Annotated in this window: 31 protein-coding genes and 3 pseudogenes; 6 read left to right on the top strand and 28 right to left on the bottom strand. The window is 29.8% G+C overall.

What is annotated here, in order from left to right; all coding sequences use genetic code 11:
• From bpSLO_RS04790 to bpSLO_RS04815, 6 genes are all read left to right on the top strand, one after another.
• Positions 1 to 1,095 carry a plasmid maintenance protein gene (locus bpSLO_RS04790; RefSeq protein WP_246989882.1) on the top strand — a complete coding sequence of 365 codons (1,095 nt, stop codon included), beginning with the start codon at positions 1 to 3 and terminating at the stop codon, positions 1,093 to 1,095.
• A 9-nt stretch (positions 1,096 to 1,104) separates the two neighbouring features.
• Positions 1,105 to 1,665: a DUF226 domain-containing protein gene (locus bpSLO_RS04795; protein WP_246989883.1), complete on the top strand. Its 561-nt coding sequence runs from the start codon at positions 1,105 to 1,107 to the stop codon at positions 1,663 to 1,665.
• Positions 1,641 to 2,405, top strand: a complete 765-nt coding sequence (locus tag bpSLO_RS04800; protein ID WP_246989884.1) for a ParA family protein — start codon at positions 1,641 to 1,643, stop codon at positions 2,403 to 2,405. Before bpSLO_RS04795 ends, bpSLO_RS04800 begins: the two co-directional genes overlap by 25 nt.
• 83 nt (positions 2,406 to 2,488) lie before the next feature.
• Positions 2,489 to 3,058 (top strand): chromosome replication/partitioning protein, encoded by a 570-nt coding sequence (locus bpSLO_RS04805; RefSeq protein WP_246989885.1) that lies wholly within the window; start codon positions 2,489 to 2,491, stop codon positions 3,056 to 3,058.
• A gap of 40 nt (positions 3,059 to 3,098) precedes the next feature.
• Positions 3,099 to 3,530: a DUF1640 domain-containing protein gene (locus bpSLO_RS04810; RefSeq protein ID WP_246989886.1), complete on the top strand. Its 432-nt coding sequence runs from the start codon at positions 3,099 to 3,101 to the stop codon at positions 3,528 to 3,530.
• A gap of 235 nt (positions 3,531 to 3,765) precedes the next feature.
• Positions 3,766 to 4,851, top strand: a complete 1,086-nt coding sequence (locus tag bpSLO_RS04815; protein WP_246989887.1) for an ERF family protein — start codon at positions 3,766 to 3,768, stop codon at positions 4,849 to 4,851.
• Between the two features lie 67 nt (positions 4,852 to 4,918).
• Here the strand turns inward: bpSLO_RS04815 and bpSLO_RS04820 are convergent, their stop codons facing one another.
• From bpSLO_RS04820 to bpSLO_RS04960, 28 genes and pseudogenes are all read right to left on the bottom strand, one after another.
• Complete coding sequence (locus bpSLO_RS04820; RefSeq protein WP_025407608.1) at positions 4,919 to 5,272, bottom strand: BBA14 family lipoprotein; 354 nt, start codon at positions 5,270 to 5,272, stop codon at positions 4,919 to 4,921.
• A 1-nt stretch (position 5,273) separates the two neighbouring features.
• Positions 5,274 to 5,609: a BlyB family putative holin accessory protein gene (locus bpSLO_RS04825; protein ID WP_246989888.1), complete on the bottom strand. Its 336-nt coding sequence runs from the start codon at positions 5,607 to 5,609 to the stop codon at positions 5,274 to 5,276.
• Positions 5,606 to 5,821, bottom strand: a complete 216-nt coding sequence (locus tag bpSLO_RS04830) for a BlyA family holin (RefSeq protein WP_246989868.1) — start codon at positions 5,819 to 5,821, stop codon at positions 5,606 to 5,608. The genes bpSLO_RS04825 and bpSLO_RS04830 overlap by 4 nt, the downstream gene beginning before the upstream one ends.
• A 65-nt stretch (positions 5,822 to 5,886) precedes the next feature.
• Positions 5,887 to 6,801, bottom strand: coding sequence for a DUF685 domain-containing protein (locus bpSLO_RS04835; protein ID WP_246989892.1), 915 nt, complete (start codon positions 6,799 to 6,801; stop codon positions 5,887 to 5,889).
• Between the two features lie 16 nt (positions 6,802 to 6,817).
• The gene (locus tag bpSLO_RS04840; RefSeq protein WP_025407611.1) at positions 6,818 to 7,423 is read right to left on the bottom strand and encodes a DUF735 family protein; all 606 of its coding nucleotides are present in this window, start codon (positions 7,421 to 7,423) and stop codon (positions 6,818 to 6,820) included.
• A 14-nt stretch (positions 7,424 to 7,437) separates the two neighbouring features.
• A complete protein-coding gene (locus bpSLO_RS04845) occupies positions 7,438 to 8,319 on the bottom strand; it encodes a DUF276 domain-containing protein (protein ID WP_025407612.1) in 882 nt (293 codons plus the stop codon).
• Positions 8,316 to 8,648 (bottom strand): hypothetical protein, encoded by a 333-nt coding sequence (locus bpSLO_RS04850; protein ID WP_025407613.1) that lies wholly within the window; start codon positions 8,646 to 8,648, stop codon positions 8,316 to 8,318. Before bpSLO_RS04850 ends, bpSLO_RS04845 begins: the two co-directional genes overlap by 4 nt.
• A 47-nt stretch (positions 8,649 to 8,695) precedes the next feature.
• On the bottom strand, positions 8,696 to 9,238 hold the full coding sequence (locus tag bpSLO_RS04855; RefSeq protein ID WP_025407614.1) for a DUF777 family protein: 543 nt from the start codon (positions 9,236 to 9,238) through the stop codon (positions 8,696 to 8,698).
• Positions 9,239 to 9,241: 3 nt separating this feature from the next.
• Positions 9,242 to 10,216: a DUF693 family protein gene (locus bpSLO_RS04860; protein WP_041178816.1), complete on the bottom strand. Its 975-nt coding sequence runs from the start codon at positions 10,214 to 10,216 to the stop codon at positions 9,242 to 9,244.
• Positions 10,217 to 10,220: 4 nt separating this feature from the next.
• Positions 10,221 to 10,856, bottom strand: coding sequence for a DUF792 family protein (locus bpSLO_RS04865; protein WP_025407616.1), 636 nt, complete (start codon positions 10,854 to 10,856; stop codon positions 10,221 to 10,223).
• A gap of 4 nt (positions 10,857 to 10,860) precedes the next feature.
• On the bottom strand, positions 10,861 to 12,198 hold the full coding sequence (locus bpSLO_RS04870) for a DUF759 family protein (protein WP_246989874.1): 1,338 nt from the start codon (positions 12,196 to 12,198) through the stop codon (positions 10,861 to 10,863).
• The gene (locus bpSLO_RS04875) at positions 12,195 to 12,431 is read right to left on the bottom strand and encodes a DUF1322 family protein (protein ID WP_025407617.1); all 237 of its coding nucleotides are present in this window, start codon (positions 12,429 to 12,431) and stop codon (positions 12,195 to 12,197) included. The genes bpSLO_RS04870 and bpSLO_RS04875 overlap by 4 nt, the downstream gene beginning before the upstream one ends.
• Positions 12,432 to 12,447: 16 nt before the next feature.
• Positions 12,448 to 12,870: a DUF1473 family protein gene (locus tag bpSLO_RS04880; RefSeq protein ID WP_025407618.1), complete on the bottom strand. Its 423-nt coding sequence runs from the start codon at positions 12,868 to 12,870 to the stop codon at positions 12,448 to 12,450.
• Between the two features lie 22 nt (positions 12,871 to 12,892).
• A complete protein-coding gene (locus bpSLO_RS04885; RefSeq protein ID WP_025407619.1) occupies positions 12,893 to 13,312 on the bottom strand; it encodes a DUF1463 family protein in 420 nt (139 codons plus the stop codon).
• A gap of 3 nt (positions 13,313 to 13,315) precedes the next feature.
• On the bottom strand, positions 13,316 to 14,443 hold the full coding sequence (locus bpSLO_RS04890; protein WP_025407620.1) for a DUF787 family protein: 1,128 nt from the start codon (positions 14,441 to 14,443) through the stop codon (positions 13,316 to 13,318).
• The gene (locus bpSLO_RS04895; RefSeq protein WP_051480059.1) at positions 14,444 to 14,992 is read right to left on the bottom strand and encodes a DUF764 family protein; all 549 of its coding nucleotides are present in this window, start codon (positions 14,990 to 14,992) and stop codon (positions 14,444 to 14,446) included.
• A complete protein-coding gene (locus tag bpSLO_RS04900; RefSeq protein WP_025407621.1) occupies positions 14,989 to 15,357 on the bottom strand; it encodes a hypothetical protein in 369 nt (122 codons plus the stop codon). The genes bpSLO_RS04895 and bpSLO_RS04900 overlap by 4 nt, the downstream gene beginning before the upstream one ends.
• On the bottom strand, positions 15,348 to 15,725 hold the full coding sequence (locus bpSLO_RS04905; RefSeq protein WP_025407622.1) for a DUF1506 family protein: 378 nt from the start codon (positions 15,723 to 15,725) through the stop codon (positions 15,348 to 15,350). Before bpSLO_RS04905 ends, bpSLO_RS04900 begins: the two co-directional genes overlap by 10 nt.
• Positions 15,725 to 16,120 (bottom strand): DUF3890 domain-containing protein, encoded by a 396-nt coding sequence (locus tag bpSLO_RS04910; protein ID WP_025407623.1) that lies wholly within the window; start codon positions 16,118 to 16,120, stop codon positions 15,725 to 15,727. Before bpSLO_RS04910 ends, bpSLO_RS04905 begins: the two co-directional genes overlap by 1 nt.
• 23 nt (positions 16,121 to 16,143) lie before the next feature.
• Positions 16,144 to 17,121 (bottom strand): hypothetical protein, encoded by a 978-nt coding sequence (locus tag bpSLO_RS04915; protein WP_246989875.1) that lies wholly within the window; start codon positions 17,119 to 17,121, stop codon positions 16,144 to 16,146.
• A gap of 9 nt (positions 17,122 to 17,130) precedes the next feature.
• Positions 17,131 to 17,694 (bottom strand): DUF228 domain-containing protein, encoded by a 564-nt coding sequence (locus bpSLO_RS04920; RefSeq protein ID WP_025407626.1) that lies wholly within the window; start codon positions 17,692 to 17,694, stop codon positions 17,131 to 17,133.
• Between the two features lie 34 nt (positions 17,695 to 17,728).
• A complete protein-coding gene (locus bpSLO_RS04925; protein ID WP_246989893.1) occupies positions 17,729 to 18,538 on the bottom strand; it encodes a DUF228 domain-containing protein in 810 nt (269 codons plus the stop codon).
• Complete coding sequence (locus bpSLO_RS04930; RefSeq protein ID WP_025407628.1) at positions 18,538 to 19,101, bottom strand: DUF228 domain-containing protein; 564 nt, start codon at positions 19,099 to 19,101, stop codon at positions 18,538 to 18,540. Before bpSLO_RS04930 ends, bpSLO_RS04925 begins: the two co-directional genes overlap by 1 nt.
• Before the next feature lie 12 nt (positions 19,102 to 19,113).
• A complete protein-coding gene (locus tag bpSLO_RS04935; RefSeq protein ID WP_246989835.1) occupies positions 19,114 to 19,776 on the bottom strand; it encodes a DUF1357 family protein in 663 nt (220 codons plus the stop codon).
• A gap of 1 nt (position 19,777) precedes the next feature.
• Positions 19,778 to 20,996 (bottom strand): annotated as a pseudogene (locus bpSLO_RS04940) (anti-CBASS protein Acb1 family protein).
• Between the two features lie 170 nt (positions 20,997 to 21,166).
• Positions 21,167 to 21,799: pseudogene (gene bdr, locus bpSLO_RS04945) on the bottom strand (Bdr family repetitive protein).
• Between the two features lie 41 nt (positions 21,800 to 21,840).
• Positions 21,841 to 23,194: pseudogene (locus bpSLO_RS04955) on the bottom strand (PBSX family phage terminase large subunit).
• A gap of 11 nt (positions 23,195 to 23,205) precedes the next feature.
• On the bottom strand, positions 23,206 to 23,772 hold the full coding sequence (locus bpSLO_RS04960; protein WP_246989843.1) for a DUF603 domain-containing protein: 567 nt from the start codon (positions 23,770 to 23,772) through the stop codon (positions 23,206 to 23,208).
• Between the last annotated feature and the right edge of the window lie 135 nt (positions 23,773 to 23,907).

The raw sequence follows: 23,907 nt of genomic DNA on the forward strand, positions 1-23,907 counted from the left end.
ATGGAGAGCATAAAAAAAATTACCAACAAACACCAACACAAATTAATAGTTTTAGTATCTACATTAGATTACGTGAACTTGAACCTTAAAAAATACACTCAAAGCAACATACTTTATTACTTTAATAACAATATGAAAAAAAATGACCAAAAACCTATCAAACTTAAAACTCTACAAAGTTATCTATATAAATTAGAAAAAGAATTTAAAGTGACAATTAATTATCACAGACATTTGGGAGTTAATATGGGAACTGAAGTTCATTATAAACTTAAATACTCTAAAAAAGAATGTCATCACATAATCAATAAACACTTTAGAGATAAAAAAGAAGAAAGATACAAAAAACGTGTCAGTGCATATATTGAAAAGACTTGCATTAAAAATAGTAGTGTAGAAAAATGGGAGTGTTTTAATAATTCTTATAATAATAAAGAAGAAGATAAAAACATAAAATACATAGAAAGATTACAAGTAGAAAAATACGCTAGGAAATGCAAATTTAAATCAAATGCTTTCTTTTCTATTTTGAATTTAGAAGCGAAAAAAGATTTTAAAATTCAATCATTTAAAGCCATTAAAATAGCTGAAAATTATAGTTACGAAAAAACAAATAGCATTAAACCAAATAACAGTAGGCTTAAGAATAAACAAAAAGAATTAAGTAAGATATTAGATGAGATAAAAGCTAATCTAAAGAATGAGGGATATGACAGCAAACAATTAAAGATCCAAATACAAAACGTGTATGAACAATATAAAAACAAACCCCACTTTATCATAGAAAGAGATAAATACATCGATTTAAAGAAGATAATAGGGAAACTTAAAGAAATAGTTGAATGTGATAATAAAAACGTGAAAGAAAATGAAAGAGACATTAGGAATAACGTATTTAGCATACTTCTTGATCAGTTAAGAGACAAATTGAACACATCGGTTTTGGTACCAATATTAAAGAATTATTTAAGCAAACAGAACAAATTAGAATATAACAAGGTATTTAGTAACCATTACTACTGTGAACTTTTAGAGTTAATGGAAAATAATAAAGATTATTTAAAATCAGGGGAATCTAAAAAAGTTACAAGTTAAGGATTAATTATGGAAAGTGTGTTAGAACGCCTTAAAGAAAAAAAGTTAGAAATTAAGGATAAGAGAGATAAACCTATCTTTATCAAGATAGAAAATAAAAATAGCAAAACTTTATATCATACAAAAATTATGATGGATTTATTTTCATTTGGCATTAATAAAAATCAACAGTACAAATTTTTTATTGCATTTAGAGGATTATTTAATAGAGAAAAGATAGAATTTTTCAGTTTGTTTGCTTTGAGAGATGATGATAAATTCTTGGGTATTTATTATGGTTGTAGAAAACCAATAAAGAATGTAGTTAGAAGATATGAAGAAAATGGTGTCATGAAGGCATCTACATTTTCAAAAGTTTATTACATAGAATTTAGATTTAAGAAGGGTAGTGTTTTTTGCTATTTAAGAGGAATTTCTTACTTACTTAGAAAAGATAAAACAGATACAAAATATTACAAATCTTTAATTGAAAAACTCACAAACTTAGAGCAACTAGTATATGAATTTTACAGTAAAAAGCTATCAGATGGAGGTCTTATAAACAAATGGATAGAAAAAAAGCAAGAGTAATAACAATCGCATCAATTAAAGGTGGTGTTGGGAAAAGTACAAGTGCTATTATACTTTCTAACCTACTAGCAAACAAGTACAAGGTACTTTTAATCGATATGGACGACCAAGCAAGTATCACAAGTTATTATTCTGATGAACTAGAAAATAAAAATATTGAGGTTTTTAAAATAAATATAGGAGAAGTTATAAAGAATAACTTAGATATTAGTAGAACTATTATTAGTATTGGTAATAATTTGGATTTAATACCTAGTTGTGTAAATGTGGATGATTTAAACACAGATTTTTATTGTGAAAATCGTCATTTGTTTATTGAAGGAATGTTAAAGAATAAGCTAAGTTCTGTAATAACTGATTATAGTTATATAATAATTGATACGAATCCTAAAAGGAATTTTACATTAAAGACATCTTTGATAAGTAGTGATTATGTAATATCTCCTATGACAGCTGAAAAATGGTCTGTCGAAGCATTTGAGGTTTTGAGAGAATTTGTAAAAGAAGTAGCGGGTATACCTGTTTTAATAATTATAACTAGATTTAAAAAGAATATTACACATAAAACTTTATTGAATATTGTAAAGTCTCAAGATGAATTTTTAGGAGTTATAAGTGAAAGAGAAGATTTAAATAAAAGGATAGGATGTAATGAGAAATTTGATTTTACAAAAGATTATATTATTGAATATGTTAAAGTATTAGATTTGTTTTTGTCTAAAACACAGTTGTTGGTTTAGCAAGGAAAAACTGTCCGATGCATCGGACAGTTTTTCTAAAATATAAATTATTTATAAATTAATAGGTTAAAAGGAGATGTGTTATGAGCAAAAAAGTGGTTGATTTAAAAATCAAAAACAGAATGCCCCAAAAGGATCTGAACTATATCCTTGATACAAATAATCAAAATAAAAGAAAAGAAGAGTTTGATAATTTAGTAATCCGATTACAGAATAATATTAAAACAGAAATATATAATAGTATTGACACTATGAAAATCTTAAAAAAGATTAATGAAAATAAACTTTATATAGAAGGTGGTTTTAATTCTTTTAGGGATTTTTTGTCTGCGTTTAGGCTTGCAAAATCTCAAGCTTATCAGTATATAAAATTAGCGATAGCCATTGAATCAGGTTTTATAGAGGAGGAATTTATAACTGTTAATGGGATACAGGCTTCTATAAGATATATACAAACTAAAGGAAGTATATCAATAAAGAAATCAAGACAAAATCCAATAAAGCCATTAAGATTTCAGCTTAAGAATCAAGATAGTTATGATTTTTATAAGCAAAATGCCAAGTTTACAAGTTTCTTAATGGATGAACTTTTTAAAGACAAAAAAGATTTGCTAGAAGAGTTTATGAAAAAATTTAAAAGTTTAAAAGGCTAAGTATGAAGAGTTTTTAAATAAGGGCTTTACTGAAGAAGCTGTGAATTTCATTTTACTTCATAATGATAATTCTAATTTTGAAGTCTTAAGGGAAAAGATGAATTCATTAGAACAACAAATCATTAATGTAGAGAATAACTTAAAAAAGGATATTGAATTTGCTAAGATAGAATTTAAAAGGGATATATCTGATTTAGATAACAAGATGGACAATATAGAGAAAAATTTATTTAAAGAAATACAAAATAACAATGTGATATTGCGAGAAGAAGTGAAAAGCACCATTCTTGTCTTAAGAGAAGAAATGAAAAATAATCATACAATACTGTTAGAAAAGCTTGATATGTCAAATAAAGTTTTATTAGAAAAGCTTAGTGTAGGAAATAGAATGCTCACTATTATTATAGCAGTAGGAATACCAATAGTTATATCTATTGTTATGTCTCTAATAAGTAAGTTCTTTATAGGATAAAAATTTTACTTATAAATAAGGATTGATTTTATTTTAGATTTATTGTATGCTACCTATTGTCAGTAGTGCTATCATTTTAGGACTACCTATAATGTTCGGCATTAATAGCCTTTAGAGCTTAATTAAGAACTCTTAAATAGAATTCTTAATTAAGCTCTAAATTTTTGTTTGTAATTTGACAAAAACTAATATTTGCTGTATATTTGGTTTTATTAATACATTATAGGAGTTAATCATGACAAATAAAATAACAAGAACTAAAATTCAAAATACAAAAACTAAAATGCGCAGAGCAGTTAAGAAACAGAGTAAACAGTCAGTAAGAAAAGTAACAGATATAAGAGTAAATAATCAAAATTCAGTAACAAATGAAAATCAATCAAAGATAAACTTTCTAAAGTCTTTGCATAGTCTACAAATGCATTTAAGTGGTGTTGCTAAGAATCTTAATGGATATGGATATAAGTATCAAGATTTTAATGAGATAATAAGAGAAATAAAGAATGTTATAAAGATCAATAATCTAGACATTGGTTTTATGCAATATCCAACTATAAAGAATTTTGATGGTGATTTAGTTAATGTTATTACAACAACATTTTACAGTCCCAAGAGTGGATATAGCGAGTCATTTGATACACCTATTTACAGCGAAGAATTAACGTCCACTGGAGTAAAGAATCAAAATACATTACCTCAACTTGTAGGTTCATGCATAACATATTTTAAAAGATATGCTCTTGTAGCATACCTTTTAATTGAGAGTGAAGTTGACACTGATGCTAGTTCCTTAGAGCATGTTCAAGAAGCTAATGGAGAAAGAGTTAGTAGTGTGGATGTTTCACCTGTAAATTCTTTAAATAAAGATAAAGATATTAATACTAAAAGAGTAACTAAAGGTGAAACAAAACAGCAATCTGTAAGTCATAAATCTGTAATTAGTCTTGATAAACTTCCTAAACGTATACCCGCTAAGTATCATTATTACAAGAAATTGCTTCAAGCATCTAAAAGGATGCATTCGGTATTAGATGATGCACCTTTTGATAGTTTAGAAATGATAGATAAGTTTTTAATACAATTAAAGAATGATGATGATTCGAGTATACTCAAGTTTTTTGAAACCAAACCAGAGCTTAAAACTATAAAGTATTGGACTGAGCTTATAAATAATTATTTAAAGAGAACAGAGTCTGATCCAGAAGTAATTGAAGGTTTTTCTAAATTTTTAACATATAGAGAGCCAAAATATGGCCAGAGTCCACTCAAATTATTTGGATATATAGCTAGTGATAATAATTTTGGGTATCTATGTGAGTAAACAGGACCTCTATTCCATTTATTTTAAAAGATAAGCCCTTAGGTGAGGGCTTATCTTTTTTATTTATTTAATTTTGTAATTTTGAATATCTTTTGTACACCATTTGGGCAATGGGTTTAATTATACTAATATATTCTTTAAACAGATTGATATTAAACATTAAATCATCAATTGTACTCTCAGATTTCAGTGTTGATGTATCAAAGTAAGTAAACTTAGGATACTTTGGGTCATTAACCTTTTTCTTTGTTCTAGTTAAGAATACTTGTAAGTACATAACATAATCAGATAACTTAGCTTCGTATACACTTAGTTCTTTAATAGTTTGGGTTTTAGGAGGTGTTGGCTCCTCTGTTAGTGACGCAATAGATGTACATGAAAAGATAACTGTTAAAAGGGTTAGTTTTATAAGTTTACTCAAATTATGCCTCCTTTAGCATTTTGATGTAAGTGCTCATTATCTTGTTACGTTTAGCTCTAAGTTGTGATGTGTATTTTGTAAGCTCATCGTGATCATCAGCATTTTCTATGATTTCAATGTTAATCCTTAGTATCTCCTCAATTTCACGTAGTAGTTTAATAGCTTCCCTCCCTTCCATTTGATATATGCTAGCTTCATATAGAACGTAAAAGTAATTAACCACTTTAGTAAAAATATTGATATAAGTGGCGGTATTTTTACCGTGATGATTATTTTTAATAATTTCGGTAAAGTTATTTAAAATATCAACACTTAATTTAGCAGTGCTTAATTTCATAAGTCCTCTCCTTTATCTGTGTCTTTACCTTGTTTTTTTATCTTACTAGCTAAAATAGTTAGTATATCTTTGATTGCTGGCTTGAAGATCAGTCCAAGACTTAAGATAAAGGCACCAATAATAACTAACTTCACTTCATTGATGTTAATCAGTTGAAGTAAAAAATTTAATACATTATTCTCAACTTCATTCAACTTTATGTCTCCTCTCATTTAAATTGGTAGCTACAACTATATATCAATATAGCAAAAACAAAACTAAAAAATACAAATAAAAATTATAGCTTCACGAGTAAAGGAACGCCACTCACATTCTTTTGCATATACCAACCTTCTAGAATATTGGCATCAAAACCTGTACCGCCATGTACACTTGAAAGCTTAAAGATAGTTCGTTTTGAAGAATAGCTATATTTTATGCTTACTTCTTTATCAGATTGTGAAGTTGAATTAGATCTTGCAGTAACTTTGACAATTAAATATATGGGACTATCATCATATGAACTGTCTGTTTGTATAATAATTTCTTCATTGTTAGATGTAGCTGTGGACCCAAGGTCAAAGACATAACGTCCATATTTTAAACTAGACATGTACACAGTGTTTCTATAAAACCCGTCACTATTATAACTAGTTGCTCTTATTGTAGTAGTACTACTTGTACTAAAGCTGTTACTAATACCAGTTAGATATTCTTGTACTGGAATTTTTTTTAAACTAGAGTAATAAAGTCCTATAAAGTAATGACTTTTGCTTAAATTATCTTCAGGCAAGTTAGATTCAAACTTACTTGTAACTTTACTTATAATAGTGTCCATAACACTAGATTCATTATTTTTAAGTTTTTCTATAACTTTATTATATGTCTGTGAAATACTACTAGAGTCATCTTTTAAAAATTTGGTAAGTACTTGACTATAAACTTGGTTTATAAAATTGGTGTCGCTTAGCAATTCATTAGCAATTAGTGTTTTGATAACTTGTTTGAAATCATTCTTTCGATCACCATCATCTAGGAATATTTTTGTATGTAAGTCCTTATGGAAGTTATCAAGAGTAATAGCATGACAACTAGAAAACCCATCATCTAGGACCAAAAGGTCAGTGGGTTTAAGCTTGGTTAATTTATTAAGATTTTTAATCTCAATTGTATCATCGTGTTTTACAATACCTTCAGGTTCTTGACTTGACATAAAATCTCCTTAACTATTATCCTTTAAATTCTTTTATATATTGACCCTCATGGTCTTGTATCTTGAGTACTCTTCCAATAGGGATCAGTTTTTTAATAAGTGCATAAATTGAATGCTCATATCCTTTAGGAAGCAAGGTCATAGTCCAAGCTTTTTTAAAGATTTGCCCATTTTTTTTAGTTCTAAAGATAATTTTTTTATATGGGGAGTTTTTTGGAGTACTACCTACAATAAATACGATAACATTAGTTTTAATATGACTTTTAAGTTTGATGTTAATAACACCAGGCTCTAGAGTAGTAGGAACAATATCAACATTAAGAAAAGCCTTAAATAGTTTTATAAATGATTCATGGGTTCCAATATGACGCAAAGCAAATAGTACACTATCAATATTTTTAGCAAGTGTTTCAAGTGTTTGGTTTGTTGAGTAAATAATTTGTAGTATATCAGATAACCAAAACGCTATGAATCTTGAATTTAGGTGCTCACTAGCATTAATATCTTCGAAATTAGCAATAAGATCTTTAATTTCTTTGATGATTTTATTTATAAATGCTAATTCAGTATTTATAATTTTTTCAACTTGAGTGTCTTTAAGAAATGTCGGTATATTTACCATAATCTATCCTTTTTTTATGAAGAGATATCAATTAGCAACCTATCAGCATTAAAATTTAGATCGAGAATTTCATTTGCTTCAATTTTAATATTCTCATTTTGCTTGAATTCGCTTGTATTAATATCAGTAATTTTTACGTCCAGGTTATCTTTTATGGCAACAGAAACATCAATGCAATGAACACCTTTAATTTCATTAACAGGAGCGAAGAAATCTTGATATTCAAAACTTATTCCCATATCTGTGTAGTTATTATTTTTAATTCGAGTATAAATTTCTCTAATTTTAAAGTCAATGTTCAAGTATATATGATTCTCAAGATTGACTTTGTATTTACTCTTAAGATATGCGTATTTGCGTTTTCCAATTGATACTTTGTAATCAATTTTTTGATTTTGGCTATTAATTCCATCTATGAGAATATCGCCTTCAAAAACAGTACCAACAGGACATGTAAGATAAAGTGTCTCCCAAATTAATGCTTTAAGATTGGAGTCTGTAATTTGACTCTTCTCTTTATTCATCATCGAGTCATCTAATATTAGGTAAATACTAGCCTTACCAGCTGTGCTTTTAATATTGACATTTCTAATTCCATTAAGATTTAGTAATGCACTTTTTATAGCATCATAGGTAGTACTTTTAATGCTTATATGTTTTTGTATCTCCTTCCAATAAGGAGAATCTGGTTTAAGAAGAGAAAATAATTTGTTAACCTCACCTATTAGTTCATATTCTTTTATTGCAAGTGAGTTTGCAATTATATTGTAAATGGATGTAGGGTCATTATTAATTATAATTCCATACGTGTCTCTTAAATATTCACGTTTGGTATTAATTATTTGTTGGATATCCTGTTTTAAAGTTCCAAAGTCAGGATCAAAGAGAATACTCATATTTTAATCTCCATATTCAAAGTGTCGTTTGCAAATTCAAATGTAATGTTTAATTTTTTATTTATAATAGTTGTTTCAATGTTTATAGCATCAATCCTTAGGTCTTGTATGATATTTGAAAGGTAAGTTTTAATTTGTGTTAAAGAGCTTGTCTTAGCAAATCTTGCTGCAAGATCATAGTCAAATCCCCAATGAGGAGCATTTTTAATACTACCCTTTGGAGTTTTAAGGAAAATAAATAAACGTTGCTTTTGTTCATTTATTCCATTAGTTAATGCTAAGTCTTGTTTAAAGACAGAATTAAATTGATTGTCAATCTGTAAATCCAATTTTTAACCCTCAAGGTAGCAAGTATATTGCTTAATTTAACAAAAACCTATTTAAGTAACATATTTATTTTACTTGTAATCTTTGTAAGATTACTATAAAAACTAGGTTCAACTACTGATTGTCCAGTAACCCTTAAATTGTATAGACAAGATACAATCTCTTCCAGCACTGCTCTTAGACTTGTATTATTAGCTTTAATGTCTATGGGATTTTGTATGTCAATTGTAAAGTCATTAACTTTGATAGTAGCATTTTGCATATTAATAGGCCTTAGAATATAGAAATAGTTTTTATCAAAATAATTATCATCATCCTCATTAAAAAGGTTAATACTACTTTGAAGAAGGATAACACTCTCACCTTCTTTAAGAGTAAAGTGCATATTTGATATATTGCGTGTTTTAATCTCTAAATCTGTCTCTCCAGAGAGTAAAACGACACCTTCTTGTGTAGAGGAGTTAAAAGATTTAATTATTCCTAGCTTAGAGATAAAAATATTTCTGTAAGTCCATAGTTTTATCTCTTCTTGTGTTAGTGCTGAACCTTTCATTTGGCTGTTCATTCTGTATATTTCATAATTCAAGTTCATAAGTTATCGAGCTTCTCCTTTGATATTTAAATAATTAGAGTCATCATAAAGCTTCAAGGTAAGTGAGCACTCACCAGTATTGCTTAAAGCAGCACTAGTCTCTATAATGCTACTCTTAACTTCACTCCCCAGCGAATCTAGAAATTTGACCCTATCACCAACTTTTAGTTTGTGTGTATACATAATCTTGGCATTCCAATATATAAGTCTTATATTGCGGGTACTTCCAATAGCAATCTCTTGTTGCGGGATAAAGTGAAGACCAAAATCTTCAAGAAAGATATAATTTGTATCTTTAGCTTCAGGTGTGGCGTTAGTAAAGATATAATTACACTCAACATGAGTGTGCCTGAGAGCTGATTCTTTAATAAGTTGTCTGTGATCTTTAGGTGCAATATCTGTCCTAACACTTTGAACATACTTTTTAGTTATCTTTTCAATAAACTCAAGAGGAGTATTTGCACAAAAACTTTCAGTTATAATTTTTGTTCTATCAGCATAACTCATATTGATTATATGTCTATTAGGAAATGCTATAGAGATGGCATTCTCTACACTCATGCCTTGAAATTGATTTATGTCAAGTTTGCTATTGAAGTAATTACTTTTTGTTGCCAAATGAACTTCAAGATCAACACTAAAATCACCACTATCATAATCAGTACTCATAGGAACACCTAAATACCCTGACATAATAAAATCATAATCTCTAGAGTCTGCGAATTTTTTATAAAATATCTTTACAATATCTCCTTCATTTACATTACGAGTAAAATCAAGAGATAAGTTCCAAAGACTTAGCTTGCTTCTCTTTGCACACACATAATTATTGCTTGAGTAAATATCAGATATTGATATGTCAATGTGTATACCGTCTTCAGTTTTAATTATGATTTTAGGTTTTTCTTCTGATGTGCTAGTTTGACTTATGTTATAAAATTCGATTTTAAAGTCGTATTTGATAAGCCTTTCTTCCATTTCCTTATCCTTTATATACATTAAATGTTTTAAGAACTTCTAATGTGAGACTAATTTCAACCTCATCAAGGTATACTGTGTCTTTAAGGGTAAGAGATGTAATTGCAACTATGCTTCTAAACCCTAGAGTTGGGCTGTAGAGGCTAAATGGTACACTCTCTTCAACTCTGTTAACCAGTTGTTGTTTTGCTAAATTACTAGTATGAGGAAAAATTAACTTTCCAAAAGCCGTATTAGTTGAAAAATTAAGCAGTTCCTTATAAGCACTAGTTAATACAGCATTATTTAGTGTGATAACTTCGCCAGTAAAAGTTGGATTGTAGCTTACATATTCAGCTTTACGTGTGTAATAGTCAATTACAGGATGTTTTGAACATGTTGTGGTGTAAGTTGTGCTAATTAGTTCACTTTTAGGTAAAATGAAGAACCCTTGAGGGACATATCCAAGTCCTTTAAAGTCCATCCTTGGACATAAACTTAAGAAATTATATGCCATAAACACGGTAGAGATTTCATTGAATGTTTCTTTAAGGATATTTGTTATTTGTGATGGTGTAAGATTTAAAGGGTCTAGGGTTGCCTTTAGGGGTGCTGTGTCTTTGTATTTATAAGTAAAATCAGTTGTAAATTGTGATATCATATATTTACCTTGGTGTTTTTATACTTGCGTCTGTTTCTAATTTTGCTTCAGTATCAGTACTTAAGAGTGGTGAATGACTTTTATCTGTTGCAGGTTCGCTGCCAAATACCAATCTGTATATTTTACTAGGCAGTATTAATTTTAAAGTTCTCTTGCCAAGTTTTATAAGCCATTCGTTAATGTCACCGAAAAAACTTTTAAACCCGTCTATTAAGGGGTTAATAACATGTGTTTGAAAATTAAACGTTAAAGCCCAATCGAGTATTTTGTTTAAAGAAGTAACTAACGGTTCTAATACCTTGGCAGTAAGTTTTGAACCTGTGTCATTAAGCTTTTCTAAGCTACTTTTAGCCTCTTCTGTCGAGCTTGAGTAAGTAGGAAATTTAAGTGAGTTCCAATCGTTAATTACTTCCTTTAGTTTATGACTTCTGTAATCAAGGGCCTGGCCTGGTGCTAGTATGTCATATTCCATTGCGGCTCGTTCATTATATTTACCAGTAAACTCTTTAAATGAGCTCATAATGTCATAGAGAGGACCGCTTTTACCTTGCAAGAATTCTACTACTGCTGCAATAGCCGAGTTAGTATCATCAACAACCCCAGTAGATTTAAGCTTTGCAGCAAATTCTACTGCCTTTTTAAGATTATTGTCATTGTTTTGACCTAAAAATTCGAGTTCTTTTCTAATTATCCCAGCCAAGTTTAGGAAATCTTCTCTCTCTAAATCCCTTTCAAAACCGGAAAATCCTTTAAGCATGTGACTTAATGATTTCTTCTCACCTGTTGTAAATACTTTTGAAGTAATTGCATGTGTTTTACTTAATTTTGCATTTTCTTCTAAAGATTTCTTAGCATAACTAAATATTCCCGAAGCACCACTACTAACAGCATTTCCAAGAGCAGTCCCAGCAGCGATTTTTAAAATACTAGCGCCTTTAAGAATACTACTTTGAACGGTTTTGTTAAGTGTTGTTGCTTTGTGCCCCCCACGTTTCAAATCTTCATATTCTAGTCGTCTTCGCTCTTTAGTTGACATTAAGGAATGCTTGAATGCTTTTCGCCTAGCGTCTTCAAATGTGTATCCAAGCTTAATGAGTTTTTTAGTCTTAGTAAGTCTAAACTTTTCTACACTTTCCCTTAAACGTTCATATTTTTTTTGTTTGGCTAGTTCACGTTTCTTCTCATATAAATTGTGTTTTAATATATCCCTAGTACTCTTTAGATGTGATCGCTTAGGTTTAATTAAACGTTCTAGTTTGGCTATATCTTGTTCTAAAGATTTGCGAGTTAATGCGTGATCAAGTACACCTTTAAATTTAATTGTAAATTTTGTATCATTCATAATACACCTTTACTAAGGAACATTTCAAATATTTGCTTTTCAAGTTTAAGTTCAGATATTTTGTTAACTTCCATTAAATCTTTATAATTTAGTGTTTTTACGTCATTTAAAGTGCAAACACCCATGATAATTGGAAAGAAATATTTGTTTTGTTTTATCTCTTCAAGTAGCTTAAAATATTCAAGCTTAGTTTCATGTAATACTTGTATATATTCATTACTACTGCTTTTCATAAGTTTTAAATACCTTCTATATTTTGATATTTTGTATTATCTCTTCATAATTCCAACTATCATCAATGTAATCAAATTGTATAAAGCCACTAGTATTATTTAGATAATGACTTAAGTAAACTAAATTTGGTCTCTTAAAGTCAGGATCTGATTTGAATGTATCAAACTGAATTGAGTAAAGTATGGCTTGAAGATATTCTTTATAGTAAGTAATGTACTCTCTATTTTCATTTAAAATAAAGTAAAATTCATCTAAAAAGCCAGGTTTAATCATTAAATTGGTAATTTCGCTTAAATATTTAATTTCATTTAGTTTATGTATGCCTTCACTTTGTGAAAATCCTAATATAGAGTCCCACTTGTAGACAGGAAGTACTCTTACTTCAAATGTATGTGTTTTGTCTTTAGTTAAAATATTCATTTTGTAACGTGTAATCACAAATCCTCCTTAATTATTAAATTTAATTATCAACTGTGCATCCAACTGCTCTTATCTCAAAAGTAACCTTTTCAGCCTCAGCAGAGTAGCTTCTTGAAGGTTCTTCTGCAAAAAATGCAGAGTTAGATATGATTTTGATGTCTTCCAAGTCATTGAATACTAAATCTAACATTCTTTCATTTTTACTTTTGGACATGTTATAGAATTGGTCTTTTGAAAGCTTTGTTAGCAGTTTGTAATCATAAGTTCCAATTGAAACCTCAATATTGAATATAAAAACAATGGTTCTAGGGTCTCTAAAGCTAACTATGGGAAACCCTCTATCTTCACTGCTAGCTACCGCTCTTGTTGTAGGTTCACTTGTAAGTTCTAACTTACCGCTTTGAATCTCATGCCCGCCAATTGAAAAAACTATGTTTCTTAAATCATAACATTGTGTCATTGTTTAAGTCTCCTTTAAGCTATTTAGATAATTTTGTATATCTTGTGCTGTAATGTTTAAAAGAACGGCGTTCATAGAGTGGTTATAAGTAATCTCTACGGATAATAAAAGCTTTAGCTGAGGTGTTGATGATACTTGAATCTTAAGCTTAGAGTACGCAACAATTAGACCTCCATCAATGAAACGTTTAAGCATACATTCAATAGCTGCACTGTAAGCATTATCTCGCTCTCCTGAGAGTTGCAGTTTTGATAATTTACTATTTTGTCTACCATTAAAATTCCATACTCTAATAAGCTCTGATGTAAATTCATATTTGATATAATGGTAAGTGAAGAGTTCATCAATAGGAGTGCCTGAAAGAGTTACTCCTTCTTTGAAAGCTTTAACACCATCAAGACCAGTTTCATTAAGAAGTGAGTAGAAGTTAATATTTGCCCCTCTAAGTTTAGAAATTGTATCATCATCAGTAATAGGCTCCATGCCGCTAAGTTTGAGTCCATAAGGATTAGCAGCTTGAAATATACTAGCTTCATGTAAGTATTTAGATATAAACCGCAAATGAAGGTTCTCATCACCTTTAGAGTGGATAACAATAATTTTTTCTTTAGAGTTACTACCATTTTTAAATAGTTCTTTGATTTCAGATTCTTTAGTTGCAAATACGAAAAAGTGCTTATCGTCTTTAAAATGTGTATAATCATCCTTGTAAATAGTAAGTCCATCACCACCATCACTGTTACTTGCATAGGTGTTTATAAGTACAATAAATGTATATCTATTATCTCTAAGCTCTGTCTTAATTGCCTTTGCTTCAGTGCCTTCTTTATATATAAGTAGTTTAACTGATTTAAGTCCAGCATCACCTGAAGAAAAGAATGCTTGTATTGCGCTCTTTAAGTACTCCTTTTCCTTACCAAATTCATCCTCTCCATTACTACCTTCTTTCTCAAGTGCATCAATCTGTCTCTCAAAGTTATTTATATTTAAGTTTAATATTTTTACCTTGGGTGTTGTGGTGTTAACTTTAATTTTGGCACATTTGTAAACAAGTAAAGGCGCGTAGTAATTTACATAATTTATATCTAATCTAGAATGTGCCAAATTCACACTAATTGTATCTTGCGGCATTCACTTCTCCTCCCTAATTAGTTGTTCTATTACTTGTACATTAGCTTTAAAAGCTTGACTGCAACAATATGCAGCGTTGCTATAATTAGAATCAATTTTAACAAGTCCACTGTTTTGCATATTTGTTGTAGGGTAAATATATAAGTTGACCCTAATTGAGTATTTATCATCTTCTTCTTGTTCTAGTGTTAACTTACAAGTATTCTCGTAAATAAAATCGCTAAGTAGACTATAAATTTGAAACATGGTGTAATAAGCATCCTTGTCTTTAGAGTTTATAACCTGACTTAAAATGAATATTTGAAAATGCAAACTAAACTCATTTACATTTTTGTAAAATGCACCAGCTCTTGAGCCTAACGTTAGATCGTCCATATTTTCAAATTTAATTGCAATAATGTTTTCACATTGAATAGTGTATTTAGACATGTATGGATGATTGTATGTATTAATTAAATCTAACTTTATCTCTAATTTAGAGATACGTTCTTTAAAAATTTTAAAATAAGAGATTAAGCTTTTGTGTATGTTCTGTGTACTTAATATCACTCATTTATCCTATAGCTAATAGAATTTATCATCTCCCCAGTATCAACCAGAGCAACTTCTGGATGAGGAGAACCTTTATCTCTCTTAGAAGCAATTGTCTTACTAGAGAGTGATGGTTTTACCTTACCGGATATGACATAATTTGTGTAATAAGTAATAAATGCTTCTGCTATAGCTTGCATTCCTTTCTTTGGACTTTGAAGAAAACATGCCTTTATATAAGGTGTATTTATATACTCTCTAAATTTATAATTATCAGCAACAGCATAAAGATGTGACCTTAAAGGCAATTTGCTACTACCCATCTCATGAAGACTTGCAATTTTAGCATTTCGTTTATCAAACCAACCAATCTCTACTTCCATTCTACTTCCTTCAAAATCATAGTAAGATAGCCAACACTAGAGTCGATACTTAGAATTTCATAAAATGTACTTTCATCTGAAATTCTATCTTTAAGTTCAAAATCCAAATTGGACGTAGTATAAAGTTTGTGAAGTGATTTTATATCATAAAGATTAATTTCAGGAACGCTTGCAAGCGTGTCAGCTTTTATACTAAAGAGTACTCCCTTAAACTCACTTGAGTTATTCTTATTGAAAGTTATATCATGCGAGGCTAAATTCTCCAGGTAAGCATAGGTTCCTTTATAAAGTTTTAAAGTCTCTTCATTCTTAAAATAAGAGATTACTCTTGATGCTAACTTTGAAAGTCTATCTCTAATGCTACTCATCACCTTATAAATCCTAAACAACAAGAGGGTATGTTTGTTTGGCTTTTTAGAGAACTAAGTAAAGATTCAAACTGTCTACAAAAACTTAAAGTAGTATTAGTCTCATTACTAGCAGGGTGATATGAAATTTCAAGTTCATTTAGCTTTTCATTTTTGATCCTCTCAAGACCAAATTCACGTATCATCCCTGCTTGACTTAGCCTGCAGCCTATATAGTAACAAAGCAATAGTATCAGATGGGAGGAGCTAATCACACGAGCATTAATTCCTTTAGTTATTATTATCATTTCAAGTAGTTCTGTGTAAGTTTCAAACTGTGTAAATGATAATATTTCTTCATTTAAGTTAAGTAAACTTAAGACTTTACTATGAAGTGTTTGAAGCTCTCCTGACATATCTACTCCTCTCCTACTAATAATTAACTTTGCTTAATATCAACTCTCAAAATAGTATTGTCTGTTGCTAAGAGCCCACCAAGTACAAAATCAAGGTATGAATGTGCAATATCAGTTGAGTCCTTATCAATTTGTCTATTTAGAATTGGTAACGTATATCTACTTAGTTTTAACTTTAGTAATTTTGGACTCATTGGATAAATGAGTATCTGGTTTTTTAGTAAATGACTTGTCTGTATATATACTTCTCTTCTATTATTAACAGCCTTTATGGTCTTAATAAGGAAATCTTCCCATGAAACAGTTGAAGAATAAACATTAGATGATGAGGACGTACTTGGTATTGCATATGGTTCAACAAGTTTCAAACTTGTTAATGGGTCAACTAATACCACCATAGGTGTTGAGAATTCTTTTCCTAGCTCTAATTTTGCAAGTCCTGACTTTATTTTTTCAAAGATCTTATCCATTTTATCTTTATTAGAAGCCTCAACTTCTTCTTTAACTTGATTTGGCATATTAAGTAGCCCGTACATATTAGGAAGTAATACTTGTTGACTCCTACCATCTTTTTTTACTGTGACAGTACCGGTTAAAATAAAATGATCGATAATCTTGATAATCTCATCACTTGTAAGCTTAAATGCTTCTCTAAAGGGAAGCAAACTGTTATTTGGATTTCCAATATATCCGTTATGGGTATAAAAGTTCTCTTCATATTGATTTATATGTCTAAACTTATACTGTAACTTTAGGTAATTAAGCATTATAGTTTCTGAACGAAATCCCATAGTTGAGATAACATTAACTTCATCTATTAATGCTGTAGGATTTTTATTTGCAAACGCATCCCATTTGATACTTTTCACAAAACCAGTTTTAAGATTGATGTATTCAAACTGTTCATCTGCTAACCATTTGTAAAATTCTGGTGTACTTACATCATTAATAACACTTGCAATTTCTTTTGAATAATATTCCAAATCAAATAAATCTGACATAAAATCTCCTTAATTTAAAGCCTTATTTCCATAAGTTACTACACTTACTATGTAAACGTCACTTGACAACTGAATCGAATCTGATGTAGCTATAGCATTGACATTGGTAGATCCACTAGCCTTTTCAAGCTCACCATTTGAATTAAATTTAAGCTTATCTTTTTCCTTAATAGAATTATCTTTAGCAACAAGATACCCTTCAAAATATTCTGTAATTGGTACTACTGTTGCCCTTTGTGTAAAATCATCTATGTTAACACATATACCGTATAAATCATCACCACCCCCAGGTTCAACATGTGGTTCATAGTGTGGCTGGCCTTGGGTAAAAGGATTTACAACAAGTTTTACACCTCGTTTATATGGATAACCTTTAGTTGGATGATTCTCTAATCTAGTCTTGCTGCTTGTTGCAGTTCCACCAGAATTACTAAAATGCAAATTCTTATCTCTAAAATCAGTATTGTTACTAAAAGTAGCTGAATAATTGCTAGGATTCTTCATAAGTCCTTTCAACTTATCTCTTTTAGTTTCATAGTCCTTGACTAATTGTGTGATATTATTAGATGACAATATTTAACCTCCTATTTTGATAATTAAAAATTCTTTAAGATCTATTACCATACACCGTTACTTCAACAAAATGTAATTTGTATTGTCCCTTACGGGTAGCATCATCTGGTGCTAAATCAATGGTAAATGCGTCATCAAGTGCTACGATATTCATCATTCTTTTGCCACCACTTCCTGCTTTTATAAGCATTCCGTTTGAATCAAAATCTAATTTATCTGCTATCTTTATACTTGCATCACTAGCTGATAAATATCCAGTAAAATTATTAGTTATTGGAATTACAGATGCCGTGTCAGTACTCTCATCAACATCAATGCATATACCATACATATCCTCATCATTAGATGGTATGACATAAACAGTATCACTCTCTACTGAAAGCTTAACAGCACGCTTGAATGGCCATCCTTTATATGGATACTTTCCTATAATGTCAACACTACTAGATATTGAGAGGGCATTAGAATCAATAATTTTCATCTTATCTTGAAATCCATTCTCAAAACCACTAAATAAAGCCCTATCTTCATGTTGATTCTTAGTGTATTGTCTAAGCTTTAGGATTGCATCTCTGTATTGAGTCTCAAGTGACGCTACTTGTGCAGGTGTATGTCTTTTGCTGCGGCTTTTAGGCTGACTACTTATTCTCAATGATTCTACATCCTCTAGAGTATCTAGAGTATTTAATGTTTCTACATCTAGTGTTTTTAAAAATTCTATTTGCTCTGAATTTGCCATTTGACTCTCTAATTCATAATCTGAATGCAAAGTATCACTGTCTTGAACTTCTTTATTACCTTTAATACCGCTAGAAGTAGTTATTTTTTCACTTACAGAACTCATTAACTACCCTTCAATGCCCTATTTCCAAATACACTAACATTTATTATGTAGAGACTATCATTTAATTTGTATGCTTTTGATAAAGCTATTGCATTCACTTTAGTGTTATTTGAAGTACTAGCCTTTTCAAGTTCACCATTTGTATTGAAGGACAATTTATCTCCAGCATTAATTGAAGATTGACTATCCTTTTTTACTACTAAGTACCCTTCAAAATATTCCGTAATTGGTACTACTGTTGCCCTTTGTGTAAAATCATCTATGTTAACACATATACCAAAAAGGTCATCACCACCCCCAGCTTCAACACGAGGTTCAAAGTCACCTTCAAAAGATAACTTTACTCCTCTCTTGTATGGATATCCCTTAATTGGATAGTTAACAATTACAGTATCTGAACTTGTACTAGTTCCACCAGAATTACTAAAATGTAAATTCTTATCTCTAAAATCAGTATTGTTACTAAAAGTAGCTAAGTCCCTACTAGGATTCTTCATTAATGCTTTGATTTCTTTAAGTTTATCTTCATATTCTTTTTTAAGTTGCGTGATATTATTAGACACACTAACCTCCCCTTAAGCACTGCGTTTGTTTATTCTTTCGGAAGTCTGTTTTTGTTTATTTATATGAAACTGTATCATACCTTCTGTAATCTCACTTCGATTAATTGGTCTGAAATTTGGATCTGAGATTGATATTGTCTCTCTAAATTTAACACTCCCATTTTTAGAAGAAACATCACTCATACTCACATTACGCTTTCTATGTTTTATATTCACCTTTGCCAAATCTAAAAGCTGTTCCAATATCTTTCCTTCAAGATGTTCTGTTGATTCAACCTTAGCTATAGCTTTTATCTCTTCAGGTAATACATATTTTCGAACAAGCTCTCGGCTTTGGGCTAAGAGTATCTCATCAAGTGAATATCCTTTAGAGAGTAATGCCTCTTTATTAAAGTGATTACTTAAGTATTTACTTGCAAGTGTATCAATCTCATTGATACGTGTTGCTTCCTTTAAGAGTTTATCTTGTAATAATGCACGCTCCTGAACCTCAGCAAGTTCTTTTGATACACGCTCATTAATACTTAAAGCCTTATTATCAGATTCTTTTGTTGCTTTATACGCTTTATATTCTTCATATTCAGCAGCACTTATACTCACCATAACCGGTGTTTTACTTACTGATTCTGTATCAGTAGCGGTCTTTACAGAGTCATTTGTCTTCTCTACTTCCATATTAATCTCCTTTTATTTTTATAAATAATCTGTCTTGTAAATTTGCCTTATCAACTGTACTTAAGGCAGGATTTAGCATTAAAGATACATACTTGTCATACATTTCAAGTAATCTCATATCTCGCTCTATTTTTTCTTCTTCACTTAGCACATACAGTGAATTAAAATGCATCTTAAGATTGAAATACTTAACAAGTTTACTATTAATAGTAACTTCAATTTGTTCTTGAACACTTTTTAAAAAGTCATAATAATTAGACCTATCCCCTTTCCCATCATTTCCAAGCCCCTTGGTTTGCTCATTAAAACTTCTAGTTAATGGCTCTTTTGTGTCAGCACCTATCTTTGCCTTTACTAAGGTTAATGCTTCCTTTAAATAGGTTAAATCATACTTAATAACCTCCAGTGAAGCATCTGGTGTTCCACTGTAAAAAATACCATTATTATTTAAGTTAGATTTAAGCCGTGTAAGCTCTCGCTCTAAATCGCTATTTACACTCTTAAATGTGCTTATATGATTTTGATTTTCATCTACATTGCTTTTAAACAGGTTAGAAAATATACTTGGCTTATAATTAACGCCCTTAGTTAAAAGCTCTAATGAAGTCGTAACATCACTTAGTGCATCTTGTAATGTTACTAATGATTCATCCTTGTAAAACAAAAAGTTATGTTGCTCTATTCTCCGCTCTATTTCTTTATATATTTGTTCAAAAAGATATATATTAAGCAAAAAACTTTGCGTATAACATGGACTGTAGGCTTTAAGTATATAATCATAATTGGAGTGTATGATTACCCTACTCTTATGAATCTTCAAATCTCTATAAGATATCTTCTCATCTGTATTTATTTTGAAAGTGTATGTTATATAATTAAAGTCAGGCCCCTCATCACGAACATTATCGTAGTCAAGATACATAAACCCAATAGGAAGTTCTAGGTTCACACTTAAGTGTAAATCTTCTAGCACGTCAGCAGTTTTAACTAAAATGTATCCAACACCATTAAAACGGTAACTAATTAAACACTGCAATAATGCTTTCTTTCAACTCTATTTTCAAGGTTTCTAAAGCATCATTAACATTAAAAGCAGTATCAATACTATTTAAAGTGATTCCATTCTTAAGAGTGTCTTCTGCTACATTTGAAATGTAGTTTCTAAAAAATATTGAGTAACGGTATAAGTCTCTTGCGTTTATATTGCTATTTAAAATCATGATATCTTTAACTTTTAACCATAAATTAATTATATGGAGAAAATATAACGCAACAATTGACAAAAACTAATTGTTTCTAACAAAATTTAAATAATTTTTGTAAAAAAATGACTAAAAAAAATAATTGACAGAAAGTCAATTAAATAAGGGAAGGCTTTAGATAAATAAATTTACTTTACTAATAATGACATTAATGCTAAAAATATTCCTATATTAAGAGTAATAAGAGTACCAAACATCCAACCATGAAGTCTTAATGTACTCTTAAGTTTAGATGCAGTTTTATCAAGTTTACTATTGAGCTCCATTTGGTTAACATCAATTTTATTATCAAGTTCATTAAATTTGGTATCAATTTTAGTGTTAAGATTATTTTCAACTGTATCTATTTTGTTATCAAGTTCATTAAATTTGTTATCAATCTTGTTATCAAGTTCAATTTTGACAGATTTAATCTCAGATTGTAAAAGAGCTTCGACTTTTTCAAGTTTAAGATTAAAGTTATTCTCTACAGTGTCAATTTTTTTATCGAGTTCATTGAATTTAGAATCGTATTAATTATCGAGATCTCTAATATCAGATTTTAAGTTTGTCTCTACAGATCTAATTTCAGCTTGTAAAAGAGCTGCAACCTTTTCAAGTTTAATATCAAAGTTTTCTTTTAAGAATTCAATATCTTTGTAAGTCAGTTCATTTTTATAATATCTGTAAGACAGATCAATAGCGATATCTCTCTTAATACCGGCTTTAGTAAGTTCAGCTATAACCATTTGTTGAGTAATAACAGGTTGAGCAAGTCCCATAAAAACACTCCTTATGTAATTATTATATAATATTTTAAGTGTTATATGAACCTTATTTTAGTAAAATGTGCTTTAAGAGAACGAGCACCCAAAGTCAATAACATATATGATGCTGACAGGCTATCTAATGAATCATCATCACTCTTACCATCTCCTTTGTACTTATAAATATCAGATATAGCTGACTTACTTGAATAATCCATAATACTAAGTTTAGATGTTGCAAATGGCTCTATTAACGTAGCAATTCTAGTAAATTTATTACTTATAGGTTTAATTGGAGCAATTTTAAAATTATGACTCATACCCGCTCTAAGTTTAAGAAACGTTTTAGTCACATTCCCATGCCCAGAAATATCATCCCTATCTTCAACATATAGTTTGTGTACATTAAGATTTGTAAGTATAGTTTTAATTGTATTTAACATCTTAGGATCACCTACTGGTAACTTTTCTTGAAATATAAACGCATAATAACTTTGATCTACTCGCTCTAGACACACAAATAGCTGTATTATCTCCTCCAATACTGTATGCAGGATCTAAATATGCTATTGGGGAGATAAATTCATGCTTACTTGTAAGATTAACATTAGTAAATATCGCATCACAGGATGCGACCCATTCTCCAAGTAGTACCCTTGCTTTATATGTTGGAATGTCCCTGTAAATTTTTTCTTGGGTTTTAATAAATTCCGCGGGTATTAATTCATTATCATATGTTGTAAAGTTATATGTAGAGTAAATTTCTGTATTATCAATATAATCTGTTTTAAAAAAATGCTCCGGGCTGTCAGGATTGGTATCAAATATAATGGTTTGCATTCCTACTCTAAGCCTTTTTAAACATTCTATTAATGTTTCCTTATGCAGTGTTGTTGCTTCATTAACGTAAATAAGCGCTGAATTAGAGCCTCTAAACCTCTCAAAATCACTTGCCCTATCTCCTCCATACAAATTAACTCTTAGCGAGTCTATTTCAAAATATGATGTATTAGAAAATTTTGGCCTAAAGGGGATCTTAAGCATACTAGCAATATCTTCTAACTCACTCATAACATTAACCTCTAATGATTTTTGGGAATTTCCTATTATAAAATTATTAGTATTTTTTTTATACACATTCCTATTTGTAAGCAGTATTTTTAAGAATAGATAACATGCTAGAAATGTTTTACCACTAGCAATACCACCTGATAGGATTATTTTAGTTTGTCTATGTTTTTCAATAGATTTAAGTACTTCTCGTTGCTTTTTAGTTAAGTGTCTCTCCTCAAACCCTTTAAAATCAACCTCCAATGCTTTCGGTTTAATAAAATCCATTATATCAATACCAAAATCACGCTTGTACTCTCGCTCCATTTCTTTAAATATAGGTAGTTTATATATATCCATTACCATGTCCTTTAAATTTGTAATTTAGAGCGCACATCTGTATCAGTAGCTTTAAGCTTTAGCATTGTCTTGTAACATAGTGACATCTTCTTAAGTTCTCTCTCCCTTTTAAGCTCATCGAGTTTAAGTTTTAACTCTTCAAGCTCACGACTTTCTTCTTCTGAATGTGCTACTTTTTTATTTAAAGTCTTCTTATAAAGATTGCTAATTTGAGACTCTAATTCTTCTATTTTGTAATTATGAGTTTTAAGTTCTAACTCTAAATACCTACTAAATGAATTTATAAATTCTAGTCCCAACATACTTTTAGCCATACTAAACTGACTCTTAAGATCACGTGCTTGGGCCCTACTTTGTGATGCATGAAATAAGATATTCTTCAAAGTATCTTCACGAATAGTAAGCTTAGCAGCACCAGTAATATACTCAGGGTCATCTTTAATCTCTTCCCATTTGCGTCGCATCTTTCCTACATTAACACGACTAACTCCAAGCTCTTTTGCAATACTAGCGTCATTAAGTTTTCCTTCTCTAAAATACACAACATAATCATCTAATGATTTCTTTACCCTACTCATACCTTTTAATATAAGTTAACTAATAGGTTAACAAAAATATATTTAACATAAAATTTATAACAAAACAATAAATTTTACAAAAACAATTAATACTTATAACTACATGCACATTCAAGATGTGTAAATAGAGATATA

Source organism: Borrelia parkeri (assembly GCF_023035815.1).
GTDB lineage: Bacteria > Spirochaetota > Spirochaetia > Borreliales > Borreliaceae > Borrelia > Borrelia parkeri.